Source organism: Leptolyngbya subtilissima AS-A7 (assembly GCF_039962255.1).
Taxonomy (GTDB): domain Bacteria; phylum Cyanobacteriota; class Cyanobacteriia; order Phormidesmidales; family Phormidesmidaceae; genus Nodosilinea.
The window spans coordinates 201,958-214,338 of sequence record NZ_JAMPKY010000006.1; the positions used below are offsets into that span (position 1 = coordinate 201,958).

Below are 12,381 nucleotides of genomic sequence, written 5' to 3' on the forward strand. Positions count from 1 at the left end.
CAGGCAGCTATGTGGACTGCGATCGCCCAACACATCGGCGCTAAAACCGGCACTGCCTTTACCATTGTCGACCGGCGATCGGTGGGGGGCGGTTGCATCAACCAGGCCTACCAGGTGAGTGACGGCAGCCAATCCTATTTTCTCAAGCTCAACCAGGCGTCGCAGGTAGCGATGTTTGAGGCTGAGGCTTTGGGCCTGAAGGATATGTACGACAGCCAGACCATTCGGGTGCCCAAGCCAATCTGCTGGGGCACGGTGGATGGCTCGGCCTACATTGCCATGGAGTGGTTGGATTTGGGCAGCGGCGGCGGTAACGCCTGGAGCCGTATGGGCGAGGCCCTAGCGGCTATGCACCGGGTCACTAGCGAGCAAGGTTTTGGCTGGCACCAGAGCAACACCATTGGCGCCACACCTCAGCCCAACCCCTGGACGGCGACCTGGTTGGAGTTTTATCGCGAGCACCGGTTGCGCCACCAGTTTCGCCTAGCGGGTCGTCGCGGGGGGCGGTTTCCGCGTCAGCACGAGTTGCTGATGGCGTTGCCAGATTTGCTAGCGGGCCATGACCCGGCTCCAGCTCTGGTGCACGGCGATCTGTGGTCGGGCAATGCAGCAGTGACGAAAGATGGCGAGCCGGTGATTTTGGACCCGGCGACGTATTTTGGCGATCGCGAGGTAGACATCGCCATGACCGAGTTATTTAGCCGCTTTCCCAGCGCGTTCTATGACGCTTATAACGCGGCCTACCCACTCGGTGCAGGCTATAAAACCCGCAAAACGCTATACAACCTGTATCACGTTATCAATCATTTCACCTTGTTTGGCGGCAGCTACGAATCGCAGGCCAACCGCATGATCGACCAGCTATTGCGGTGAGGCAATTCAAATTCTTTTCATAGGGAACTTACGGAGTCTGTTTACTCCGGAGTACTGCCTTTGGGTCTAATGGCAAACTCTAGCTGTGAGCGGTAGAAACAAACATCGAACTCTATAAAAAAGTTAACTTGCCCTAGAATAAGCGGCACGTTTGTAGCTTGTGTCCATGCGAATACAAGCTGCACAGGTTCAAACTGTCCGACAATGGCTTGAGCTAACACAACGCGCGCTTCGTACTGGGCTAAATTTCCTGTCAAACTCAATGCTGTCGTTTGCTGTTCCCAGATATAGCCAAGCTCAACCCCAACAGGATAGGGCAGTACGTTTACACTGGCCCCAGTATCCAACAGGCCAGAAGTTGGGATAGAGGATTGCTGGTGTAGAAGGTTGAAGGACAAGTAGGGGCGGGCGCTGGCCTCGCCTAAAGCAGGATCACTAGGGATAAAAGGATAGCGTTCAGCATTACGCATGATGGTTTTGAGCTTTGGCAGCGTTGAGCACGTTTAACATCGTATCTGCTGCCTCAACTGCATCGTAGGGCGACCAAACAGGGTAAGCCTCCTCAGGTTTAATGAGACTAGTTTCTTGCTGAGCCAATTCTGAGATCAAAAGCTGCATGATATAGAATTTGTCTGAACGACTCAGTTCTCTCAGCGTCGAAATTAATTCAGAGGAAATCATTGGGAATACTCCAATAAAGGTCGTTTCATATAGATATACAACATACTCTTAGGCTACCTTATTGGCTCATCGGCACCTTGAACAGCCAGCATGGTATCTACGTGGATGAAGACGCGAATCTAGCTTCCTTGACAGGATTACAACCCCTCTACCGTCTTCAGATTGCTGTTTCTGCAAATCGCAGAAATAGCCGATAGATTACAGTTCAATGATTGAGAATACTTTTCACAAACTTTATGAATCCTTTCAACGTTTTATCCCTACATATGATGATTTAGCTTCCAAGTAGTTCGTAGGACATACAAAGAATTAGTACCTCGATCCACAGGTTATCCATTCTTTAATGTGTGTAAGGTTGGCTTCCAAAAATCTTGCTGTGCCAGATTGCTTTTATTCTTAAATTGGAAGTGCTTTTACTTCCCTCCGCGACGCAAAAGCAGCGAGTTAACTACTACGGCCACAGAGCTAAACGCCATCATGCCGCCGGCAGCAGCGGGGCTGAGGCTGACTCCGGCGGTGGGTAGTAGCACCCCAGCGGCTAGGGGGATCGCCACTAGATTGTAGGCAAAGGCCCAGGCTAGGTTTTCGCGAATTTTGTTGAAGGTAGCGCGGCTGAGGGTGAGGGTTTCGAGCAGACCCGAGAGGTGGTCGCCCATGAGAATTACGTCAGCGGTTTCCATGGCGATGTCGGTGCCGGAGTGGAGGCTGATGCCGACATCGGCCTGAACCAGGGCGGGGGCATCGTTGATGCCGTCACCCATTAGCGCTACAGTGTGACCCTCGGCTTGGAGCTGGCGGATCGCATCAACTTTGCCTTGGGGGGAGACTTCGGCGGTGACCTGGCTAGGGGCGAGGTTGAGCTGGGCGGCGATCGCCCCTGCCACTTCTTTTCTATCGCCCGTCAACACCCGAACCTGGAGACCCTGTTTTTGCAGCGTCTCAACTACCGTGGCGGCATCGGGGCGCAGCTGGTCTGCGATCGCCACTAGCCCCACCACGCGATCGCCCAGGGCTACGTAAACGACGGTCTGACCTGCTTCAGCCAACGCTTTCGCCCGGTCTTGCACATCGGCATGCAGCACCAGCTCTCGCTGGGTCATCCACTGCTGGTTGCCTAGAGCGCAGGGTTGCACGGTATCTTGCCAGGTGATCTGGGCGGTGACGCCGAGGCCGGGGTGGGTATCAAACCCGTCAGCTTGCAGCAGGTCTAATCCTTGTTCTGTCGCCGCCTGGTGGATAGCCTTGGCTAAGGGGTGACGGGTGCCGCTTTCGACGGTGGCGGCAAGTTGCAGAATATCGGCTTCGTTCAGGCCATCCGCCAGCACATGAATCGCTGTCACCTGGGGCTGACCCAGGGTGAGAGTGCCGGTTTTGTCAAAGACCACCGTGTCAAGGTGGTGGATGGTTTCGAGGCTGTCGCCGCCGCGAATGAGCAGGCCGCGCTCAGCCCCTAAGCCCGAGCCGACCAGAATGGCGGTGGGGGTGGCCAGGCCCAGAGCGCAGGGGCAAGCGACAACCATAACCGCGATCGCCAGCTTCAGACTTACCAGCAGGGTCGAGGAGGTGTAGGTCATGGTGTGACCCATGTGGGCCATGCCCAGTGCCGAGTGCATCACCTGGGGCCAGTGGTGCAGCCCAATGAAGTACCAAAACAGGAACGTGAGCGTAGCCAGAGATATCACCCCGTAGGTGAAGTAGCCCGAGATCAGGTCAGCTAGCCGCTGGATGGGGGCCTTGCGGCTCTGGGCTGTTTCTACCAAGCGAATCATTTGGGCCAGCACGGTGTCTTGGCCGGTGCTGGTGACTTGCAGGGCGATCGCGCCGCTCTGGTTCACCGTGCCCGCCGTCACGTTATCGCCGGGCTGCTTTAGCACCGGCATCGATTCGCCGGTCAGCATCGACTCGTCCACGGTGGTTTGGCCAGAGACTACCGTGCCATCGGCGGAGATTTTTTCGCCGGGCAGCACCTGCACCCACTCGCCTACCTGCACGCAGCGGGCGGGCACCTCGACGCCGGTTTGAGCGACGCCAGCGGTGGCGGGGTTGGAGATCAGTCGGGCCACAGCGGGCTGGAGTTCGACCAGCGATCGCAGCGCATCTGCCGCCCGATACCGGGCCCGCTGCTCCAGGGTGCGGCCCAGCAAAATAAACGCCAGCAGCATCACCGGCTCTTCAAAAAAGCACTCCCAGCCCAGCCTAGGGAACACCAACGCCACCACGCTGGCCAGGTAGGCGCTGACGCTGCCCAGGGCCACCAGCGTATTCATGTTGGGGGCCAGCCGCCGCAGCCCGGCCCAGCCATCAACAAGAATTTCTCGCGCCGGAAAGGCCAGCGTCACCGTAGCCAAGATGGCGTGAAACCACAGGTCGCTGAGCACAGGAATGGTCAGCCAGCCGAAGTGATTGAGGTGGCCAATGGTGGAGAGAATGAGCAGGGCGATCGCCACCCCTAGCCGCTGCCCCTGCTGCTGCTGCTCGGCTCGCTTGGCCTCTACCCAGGCGGTGAGGTCGTCACCGTCGCCATCGGTGGCGCGGGGCGTCGCCGCAAAGCCCGCCTGAGTCACCTGGTCGGCCAGCTGATCGGCGCTCACTACGCCAGCCTCAGTTTCGACCACCGCCACCTCGGTCACCAGGTTCACCGTGGCCGATCGCACCCCATCCACTTGGGCCAGGCGATTTTCAACGGCACGCACGCAGCCGGCGCATTTCATGCCACTGACGTTGAGCACTACGGTCTGTCGATTAGACGGCTCTAAACCCGGTTCTGAGGCAGAGGTCTGAGGAGAAAGAACTTGCATGGGCGAAAAGCTAGGAGCGGTAGTGGATCTAGCCTACCAAGCCCCTTCTCTTCTGCGTATCTCCCCGCTTGGCGAAAAATCGCATCTTTGCTCTCCATCTGCTCAAGCTTTGGGAGGGCCAGAACCCCGCTAGCCCCTATTCGATAGGGGTTAAGGGAATTAATTGATCAAGGGTGCTAATCCGTAAGCCGCTGCTGATTGACCAATTGGCGTCTTCAAACGTCAGAGCAATACTCACAAAGATCATAGAATCCCACCCTGCATCTTTCCCTAGATATAGGCCTATGCCCCTGGGCGGTTGCTGGCTTATAGCCAAATACCTAGACTGGCTACAGACATAGCCAGCCTGTTTGAGCGGCTATCTAGCCGATGCAAAAATCCTCTACCGCCAAAAGCTCAAGCTAGAAGAATAGTTAGTCAGTTAGCCGCGATCGCAACCCCCCACGCCCCACCATTCATGCGCGACCTGCAAACCCTCACTCAGCCCTTCGACTTAATTGTGATTGGTGGCGGCATCAACGGTGCAGCTACGGCACGCGACGCCGCCCTGCGCGGGTTGCGCACCATCCTGCTTGAGAAAGGCGACTTCGGCGGCGGCACCACCAGCTGGTCGAGCCGCCTCATCCACGGCGGGCTGCGATATTTGGAATACTTTGAGTTCAACCTGGTACGTGAGTCGCTCCACGAGCGCGAGGTGCTGCTGCGCAATGCCCCTCACTTGGTCAAACCGTTGCCGTTGACGATTCCCATCTATCGCAGCGGCTCGCGCAGCTACCGTGTTGTTCAAGCGGGAATGGTGCTCTACGACCTACTCAGCTACGACAAGTCGCTGCCCAACCACCGCATGCTGTCGCGTAGCAGCACCCGGCAGCTATTTCGCGCCATCGATGCAGATGGGCTGGCGGGGGCGGCCCAGTACTACGACGGCCAGGCCGAGCATGCCGAGCGACTGTGCTTAGAAAATATTCTCGACGCCGAGCAGGCCGGGGCCACGGTGCTCAACTATGCCCAGGTCGAAGACATTCACCTCAGCGAACAGCGAATTACTAGGCTGACCTGCCGCGATCTGCTCAGCAATCAACCCTTTGAGGTGACGACCCACGATCGCACGGTGATAGTCAATACCTCTGGCCCCTGGGTTGACGAGGTCTGTGGGCTCAGCCAGTCGCCAGTCAGCCAAAATCGTAAGATCGGCGGCACCAAGGGCAGCCACATAATTGTCGATGCCTTCCCCGGCGCGCCCGACTCAGCCCTGTATGTAGAGGCCAAGTCTGACGGGCGGCCCTTTTTCATTTTGCCCTGGCTGGGCCAGTACCTGATTGGCACCACCGACGAACACTACGCAGGCTCCCTCGAAACGGTCAAGGCCGACGATGCCGAAATCGACTACCTGCTGAAGGAAACTAACGCCGTGCTGCCCGCCGCCCATCTAACTCGGGAAGATGTGCGCTTCACCTACGCCGGGGTGCGGCCCTTGCCCTACGCCGAGGGCAAAAAGACCGGCAGCATTACCCGCGCCCACATTCTGCACGACCACAGTCGAGAGGGGGCTAAGAACCTGATTTCGCTAATTGGTGGCAAGCTCACCACCCACCGCCAAGTGGGCGAAGAGTTAGTAAATGCCGTCTTTCGTCAGCGAGGAGAGGAAGTGCCCGCCTGCCCAACTCACACCCGACCTCTACCCGGAGCCATGCTGCTTGACGACCCCAGGGTGGGGGACTGGCGCGATCGCTACCGCCACCGCATTGGCCCCATTAGCTTCGATCACCTCCTCGGCATCTACGGCGCTCGCACAGGCGACCTGCTAGCTTTAGCCGATCGCTACCCAGCCCTAGCCCAGCCCATTGTCAGCTACGCCAAAGACATTCAAGCCCAGATTGTGTTTGCGGTGCAGGCCGAGATGGCTCACACCTTCATGGATGTTTTGCGCCGTCGCACTACCGTAGCCATGCACCACAACTATGGCTTCGAGGCTCTAGCCGTAGTAGCCCAGGTGCTACAGGAGTATTGTGGATGGAGTGAGGACATGTGCGATCGCAACATTCGCGCCTACCACCAGTTCATGGCCGCCAACTGCATCCCCGACTATGCGCTAGGTGAGGAGAAGGCGTCGCTGCAAACCGCATAATCAGAGTTGGGGAGTGATGGGGTAGGGGAGCGAGGGAGTGCATCTATTCCACCCACCTCATTACTCCACCACTCCATCACCCCGCCACTCCATCACCCCCACTCCCCATGCTCGTCGCCCTAGCCTCTCAGCAAATTATTGCTACCTACAAAAACCGCCCGGTCACCCTCGCCATTTTGGGATCTGGGGCCTGGGGCAGTGCGTTGGCCCACATTGCCGCCACCAACCACCACACCGTGCGCCTTTGGTCGCGATCGGGCAGCGTTTCTCTGAAAAATGCTGTTGTTGGGGCAGATGTAATTCTGTCGGCCATCTCCATGAAAGGAGTGCTAGACCTGGTCACTCAGCTCAAGTCGTTGGCTATTCCTGAAACCACGGTGCTGATGACGGCCACCAAGGGCTTTGACCCAGAAACCACCCTGACGCCATCAGTAATTTTTCAGCAGGCGTTTCCCAACCACGCGGTGGCCGTGCTCTCTGGCCCCAATCTCTCTAAGGAAATTGAGGCCGGGCTGCCTGCTGCCACGGTGATTGCCTGTGTCAACGAAACCGCCGCCGAGGCCGTGCAGCATGTGTTTGCCTCAGACCACTTTCGCACCTACACCAGCACCGACCCTCTGGGAGCTGAATTGGGCGGCACGCTAAAGAATGTGGTGGCGATCGCAGTCGGTGTCTGCGAAGGGCTCAATCTGGGCTCTAACGCGCGATCGGCCCTGATCACCCGCGCCCTGCCCGAGGTCATGCGTATTGGCACCCACCTGGGCGGACATCCAGAAACCTTCTTGGGTCTCTCGGGCTTGGGGGACATGCTGGCCACCTGCACCAGCGCCCTCAGCCGCAACTACCGGGTGGGCTACGGCCTTGCCCAGGGGAAATCTTTAGAGCAAGTTTTAGAAGAACTGGGCAGCACCGCCGAGGGCGTCAACACCGCCTACGTGCTCCACGACATTGCCCAGCGAGAGCAGCTCTCAGCGCCGATCTCTCAGCAGGTGTATCTGCTGCTCAAGGGTGACATCTCAGCCACAGAAGCCGTCGCCGCCCTAATGGAACGCAAGCTTAAAGCTGAGGATTACCAAGAGGTCTTGCAGTGCGAATGACTTGCAAGCATTACTGAAGGACAGTATGAACCCTGTAGGAACGCACGCTGTACGCCCCTACAGAGTCATCCCCTAGCCGGTGGAGTCTAGGTTAGGCGGCTCAAAACGCCAGAATCCAGTCCGGCCTTCTATCTTTGTTCTTTAGCTATATTTCCGCTGCGTTCCCCTAGGCGGGTTCCGGAAAAGTTGAGGGCGAAAACATCTTGAGCATAGCGGTGTAGTGGGGTTCATAGTATTTGACATTGATCGACCCCACACAGGCCGAAAGCTCTTGGTCAAGCAGGTTGACCATCAGCCGCACCAGGCCCCAATTCACCTTTAGCCTGGGATACAGCATGACGCAGAGCGGGAAAAGCTCTTGGGCGATCGCCGAGATGTTGTTCTCTAGCATGCAGGTCCAGAGATAAATCTGAAACATCTCCACATCGCGAATGCTGGAAGTGCGCACTGCGGCCGCGCTGAGGGGGCCGGTATAGGTCGCATAATCGGGGCACAGCGTAATCACTTGATTTACAATGCTCTTGGCAATGCGGTTGGTGGCCGGCAACGCCAGCCGCACCGTCTCTAAACGCGGGTCATGGTAGTCGTAGTTGGCGGCAGCGGTGTAGGCCCGGTGCAGCGGCATATACAACAGATCGTCAACCACTTTGAAGTAGCTTTGCAGGGTCGACTGCTCGGCCTCGGGGGCTTCCGCCGAAAGCATTTGACCGCAGTAGTGAAACTGCATGCTGACAAACCCAATCACCCTAGGGTCTACCGCCGTATGGGTTTGGCGAATAGCGCCCAACTGCTTAGAGGCCGTAACCGAAAATCGCTGGGGCGTCACGCCCTTGGCGTAGGCCGCCAGAGCCTCTTCGTAGACCGAATGCACATCTTTGGAAATGGTCCAGGGGTCAATTAAGCTAGGGCTAATTTGGTGGCGACGAACTTCGCGAGATAGCAGCGTTTCCGTTTTGTTCCAGGCTCGGGCACTGACAGAGCGCAGGATATCGACGAGTTTTTGAGCGACATCCGGTCTAGATTGGGACTTATCTAAGTTCAGGAGCACCTGATCCTGACGATGCAGGTCTTTGACATACTTCTTTGCCCAAACCTCAGACAGGGAGGGCACTTCGGCCTTATCGGGAGCGCCAATTTTGTCTAGACGGCCAACTTTCAGGCTGGTCAATACCGAGCAGTCTGTCACCATAGGAACACAACCACGCTTTAGGGAAACTGGAACGACGGAAAGAAAGATTTAAAAGCCATAGTAAGCCCAGGCTGGTCAGCAGAGTTAAGAAGATCCCGGAAAGCGGTAAGCCAAATTTATTAAACTTTATTCTTCGTAATGGTTCGCAAAGATAAATAATTTTTCGATGGGATTTTACAGGATTTTGGCGGCTTTAAAGGTTGCGGCAGCCTCGACCGGGCGACAATTCACCGGAATGTGAGGACACCCAGTTCACAAAATAGCGACGCAGACCGTGGATCTCCTTGTATCCCCGCGTCCTTCTAAGGGAGGTAAGAAGGAGCACTTGAGAACATCCCTATGTAGCTCGCTTTTTGGCGAATTGGTATAAACAGGCTGAACCTCGTCCAATTAAACCTGGAGTTTCCCTCGCCCTCTGTCGACCCTACAAGTAGTTTACGAAGGGTTTAGGGAAGTGACTAGTTTCTTGGATACCCACCTTGGGCGATGGCGATCGCCTCAGCGCGTCATTAAAACGATGGCATAGCCTGCAATCAATTCTTGGAGAGCACCCACCTTTCGCTCCTAACCTATAGGAAACAACAGGCCCATGCCAAGCGGCACCAGACGTTACCCATTCACTCCAGAAAACAACCTCTTCCACAGTTCAAGATCACAGCCCTATGGCGCTTCAAAACTCTCTCCTAAGCAAGATATCGAAGCAAGTCCTCTACTTCGTTAGGCACAGAAAATCTACTAGCGTCTAGAGCAAGAGCACAAGTAATTTTAGATTTATTGCGGTAGTTGGAATATACACAACAGCCTCTCTGACAACGAATCCAAGAGAGCTATTCCGACCATAATTTTGCCTTGATCTGATTTTTTATTTAGAAAAGAATAGACATCTATCGGTAGTTATGGCCCTTTGCTGGATTATGCCCGCTGATGGATGAGATTTTGGTGCCCAGCTAGTAAATTGAGGCCATTGATGCTGATAGAGGTAATCTATGACTAATTTTCCTGAGCAAGTCGATAATGTCACTAATCAGGCCGCCGAGCAGGCTCAAAACTTGACTGAGCCAGCGGGAAATGTTGCTAGCCAAGTTCCTGAGCGAACCGAAGAATTTGCTCGCAAAGCTGATGATGCGTCCCACGAAGTTTCTGACCAAGTTGAATCGGCCAAGGCTACAGTAACCAAGCCTTTGCCCAAGCCCCCTGCCATGTCGGCCAACCAAGCACCTGCCGAAGAACTGCTTAAGCGTCTACAGTGGGGCGAGCCAGCGCTGACTATTATTGACGTGCGCAGTCGCGAAGACTTCAACAACGAGCGGATTACTGGCGCTGTGCCCATGCCCATCGACCATGTTTTGGATAACGCTGAAAATGCCCTAGAGCATAAGCGCGATATCTATGTCTATGGCGATAGCGCTGACGATGCTGCTAGCCAGCTCCGTCAGGCAGGCTATGCCAGTGTAGCTGTGCTACAGGGTGGACTTTCGGCATGGAAGGCCGTTGGTGGCCCTACCGAAGGCGTCTATGCTTTTTCGTCACCGCTCAAGGATTAAGCACCTTTAGCATCAACATTGAACAGTAGAAACCTGATTTAAGAAAGCTGAAAGGGTGCTCTTAGGAGACTCCGCGATCGCCCTCACACTCAAGCTTACAAATCAGGAATGTTCAAATCAGTTCTGATATGGAACAGAACTAGATCAGCCAATAGCCATAGTTAATCGGTTCCCCTCGTACTTTCCTTAATAGAGAAAAGTGCGAGGGGAAATCGGTGTTTGTTGTAGGCAGTTTAGCTAATGCCAAGATGCGTTCCCTCGACCACCCAAGGCTTAACTTTGGGAAACTACAATGGCCTATAGCGTTTATGCCACCCGACGATGGACTTTCTCTGCCAGGCGATTATCTTTGACGTCGATGGGGTGCTGATTAACTCAGACCCAGTAGCAGAGCGCCATTGGCGGATCTGGGCCGATCGCCACGGGGTTGATTTCGAAGCGATCCTTCGCATTCACCACGGCCGCCCTACGATAGAAACCATTCGCCAGGTCGCGCCCCACGTGGATGCTGCTAAGGAAGCTCATATCAAAGAAACCGCTGAGGCGGACGACACCAATGGGCTGATACTCTACCCAGGCGCAAAAGAGCTTCTGGCTGGGCTGCCGCGCGATCGCTGGGGAGTCGCCACCAGCGGCACCCGCCGCACCGTCTCCCTGCGCTTTCCCCATCTTGGACTACCAGAACCCTTGGTGATGGTAACCGCCGACGATGTACAGCGGGGAAAGCCTGCACCCGATCCCTATTTATTAGCGGCTGAGCAATTGGGCGTTGCCCCCACAGATTGCCGATTGAAGATGCCCCCGCTGGGGTAGAGGCGGCCAGAGCGGCCGGGATTAGAGTAATTGCGGTGACGACAACAAACCGAGCCGAAGATTTGGGGTTGGCCGATGCAATCGCCCCTGCGATCGCGGCCCTACAGATTGAGGTAGGGGCAAGCGGACTGGTGGTTCGGCAGTAGCATGGGGGAGTGACCGAGGCTTAGATAGTTGCTCGAGTTGCCCCATTAAGTATGTCTTTTGTTTAAACTTTTCTCCCAATCTCCGGGCCATTCAAGGTCTAAATGAAAACTTGAGTGCTGTTGATGTCGGGAACTATTGAGCGCTATGAATGGGTTAGCACGCTATGCCGTCGGTGTAACAGGCTTATTTCTGCCCACCCTGTTCTCAAATATTGCCCCTGCTGAGGCTGTCACTTTAACAGACAACAGATTTGGAGAAACAGTCGGGTTTGTGGGGGCCGACTTTGACAATAACGACAGCGGCACTTCAGCGACAGAGTTTGGGTCAGGGTTTGATATCAGCCAGGCGGCCCATATCACTGAGATTCTTTGGAGCGGAACCTACGGACCCAGCCGTACCCGAACTCCCTTTACAGACAATTTCTCTGTGCGCCTGTTTACCCTCAATGGCGTTGATGACTTTGGTAGAGTGTTAACTTCTCCTCTGGCTACCCTAATAGGCGATATTAGCTACGTTATAGAGCCCGTTCAAATTTATAATTCCACTGACGTAGTGGATGTATATTTCTACACGCTGTCGCTGTCTACACCGTTTAGCCTGGGCTCGGGGGGCTACCTGCTGTCAATTATGAACGACACCAGTGCTGACCTCGACGACAACTGGGGTTGGACTCGAACCGACCAAGGCGGAGCACTATTTACATACGATCCTACAGAACCCTGGGAAATGCTGTCTGGAGGACTATATTTTGCAATTCAGGGTGAGACCAAAGACGACCCTCAGGCGGTGCCAACGCCAATGCTACTGCTAGGTCTGTTGGGTTTTGGGGTGACCGCTTGGCGTCAGCGCAAGCGTAGGGCCTGAGCAACTGCGGGCAAGCGTCAATAGTTGCCCGCAGATTTTGGTGGGCGATCGCCTCGATGAGACGCTGCTGAAGCTGGTCGATGAGCATTGACCGCTGGCAATGGTAGGCGATCGCCAGCCGCTACCCAAACGGAAACGGCTGCCAGGGAATTTATTCAGCCCAGAGGTTTATCATCGGGCCATCGGGTCGGCGGCGAGGGCGGCGATTGCAGCATCCAACGCCTGGCCAGGCTTGCCTGTTGGAGAA

The 12,381-nt window shown here is 55.7% G+C and carries 10 protein-coding genes; 6 read left to right on the top strand and 4 right to left on the bottom strand.

From position 1 onward, the window contains the following. The first annotated feature begins 9 nt into the window (after positions 1 to 9). Positions 10 to 873: a fructosamine kinase family protein gene (locus tag NC979_RS14675; RefSeq protein WP_190515236.1), complete on the top strand. Its 864-nt coding sequence runs from the start codon at positions 10 to 12 to the stop codon at positions 871 to 873. Between the two features lie 41 nt (positions 874 to 914). Here the strand turns inward: NC979_RS14675 and NC979_RS14680 are convergent, their stop codons facing one another. The 3 genes from NC979_RS14680 to NC979_RS14690 form a co-directional block, all read right to left on the bottom strand. Beyond that, complete coding sequence (locus NC979_RS14680; protein WP_190515239.1) at positions 915 to 1,343, bottom strand: aspartyl protease family protein; 429 nt, start codon at positions 1,341 to 1,343, stop codon at positions 915 to 917. Next, a complete protein-coding gene (locus tag NC979_RS14685; protein ID WP_190515242.1) occupies positions 1,336 to 1,554 on the bottom strand; it encodes a hypothetical protein in 219 nt (72 codons plus the stop codon). The genes NC979_RS14680 and NC979_RS14685 overlap by 8 nt, the downstream gene beginning before the upstream one ends. Positions 1,555 to 1,967: 413 nt before the next feature. Continuing rightward, entirely contained in the window at positions 1,968 to 4,352 is a 2,385-nt protein-coding gene (locus NC979_RS14690; protein ID WP_190515244.1) for a heavy metal translocating P-type ATPase, read from the bottom strand. A 457-nt stretch (positions 4,353 to 4,809) separates the two neighbouring features. On the opposite strand from NC979_RS14690, the gene NC979_RS14695 reads away from it, so the two are divergent. Together NC979_RS14695 and NC979_RS14700 are read left to right on the top strand one after the other, a co-directional pair. Beyond that, entirely contained in the window at positions 4,810 to 6,480 is a 1,671-nt protein-coding gene (locus NC979_RS14695; protein ID WP_190515246.1) for a glycerol-3-phosphate dehydrogenase/oxidase, read from the top strand. A gap of 107 nt (positions 6,481 to 6,587) precedes the next feature. After that, a complete protein-coding gene (locus NC979_RS14700; protein WP_190515249.1) occupies positions 6,588 to 7,577 on the top strand; it encodes an NAD(P)H-dependent glycerol-3-phosphate dehydrogenase in 990 nt (329 codons plus the stop codon). Positions 7,578 to 7,743: 166 nt separating this feature from the next. Here the strand turns inward: NC979_RS14700 and NC979_RS14705 are convergent, their stop codons facing one another. Further along, a complete protein-coding gene (locus NC979_RS14705) occupies positions 7,744 to 8,766 on the bottom strand; it encodes a hypothetical protein (RefSeq protein ID WP_190515251.1) in 1,023 nt (340 codons plus the stop codon). 986 nt (positions 8,767 to 9,752) lie between these two features. Here NC979_RS14705 and NC979_RS14710 point away from each other — a divergent pair. The 3 genes from NC979_RS14710 to NC979_RS14720 all read left to right on the top strand — a co-directional run bounded on the left by NC979_RS14710 (position 9,753) and on the right by NC979_RS14720 (position 12,134). Next, on the top strand, positions 9,753 to 10,310 hold the full coding sequence (locus NC979_RS14710; RefSeq protein ID WP_242023857.1) for a rhodanese-like domain-containing protein: 558 nt from the start codon (positions 9,753 to 9,755) through the stop codon (positions 10,308 to 10,310). Between the two features lie 321 nt (positions 10,311 to 10,631). Continuing rightward, the gene (locus NC979_RS14715; protein WP_190515254.1) at positions 10,632 to 11,123 is read left to right on the top strand and encodes an HAD-IA family hydrolase; all 492 of its coding nucleotides are present in this window, start codon (positions 10,632 to 10,634) and stop codon (positions 11,121 to 11,123) included. Positions 11,124 to 11,414: 291 nt separating this feature from the next. Continuing rightward, entirely contained in the window at positions 11,415 to 12,134 is a 720-nt protein-coding gene (locus tag NC979_RS14720) for a hypothetical protein (RefSeq protein ID WP_190515257.1), read from the top strand. The last annotated feature ends 247 nt before the right edge of the window (positions 12,135 to 12,381 follow it).

Excerpts from the sequence above, each read along its gene's own strand:
- NC979_RS14720 (WP_190515257.1), top strand. The coding sequence starts at position 11,415 with ATGAATGGGTTAGCACGCTATGCCGTCGGTGTAACAGGCTTATTTCTG.
- NC979_RS14695 (WP_190515246.1), top strand. The coding sequence starts at position 4,810 with ATGCGCGACCTGCAAACCCTCACTCAGCCCTTCGACTTAATTGTGATT.
- NC979_RS14700 (WP_190515249.1), top strand. The coding sequence starts at position 6,588 with ATGCTCGTCGCCCTAGCCTCTCAGCAAATTATTGCTACCTACAAAAAC.
- NC979_RS14710 (WP_242023857.1), top strand. The coding sequence starts at position 9,753 with ATGACTAATTTTCCTGAGCAAGTCGATAATGTCACTAATCAGGCCGCC.
- NC979_RS14705 (WP_190515251.1), bottom strand. The coding sequence starts at position 8,766 with ATGGTGACAGACTGCTCGGTATTGACCAGCCTGAAAGTTGGCCGTCTA.
- NC979_RS14675 (WP_190515236.1), top strand. The coding sequence starts at position 10 with ATGTGGACTGCGATCGCCCAACACATCGGCGCTAAAACCGGCACTGCC.
- NC979_RS14680 (WP_190515239.1), bottom strand. The coding sequence starts at position 1,343 with ATGCGTAATGCTGAACGCTATCCTTTTATCCCTAGTGATCCTGCTTTA.
- NC979_RS14715 (WP_190515254.1), top strand. The coding sequence starts at position 10,632 with ATGGACTTTCTCTGCCAGGCGATTATCTTTGACGTCGATGGGGTGCTG.
- NC979_RS14685 (WP_190515242.1), bottom strand. The coding sequence starts at position 1,554 with ATGATTTCCTCTGAATTAATTTCGACGCTGAGAGAACTGAGTCGTTCA.
- NC979_RS14690 (WP_190515244.1), bottom strand. The coding sequence starts at position 4,352 with ATGCAAGTTCTTTCTCCTCAGACCTCTGCCTCAGAACCGGGTTTAGAG.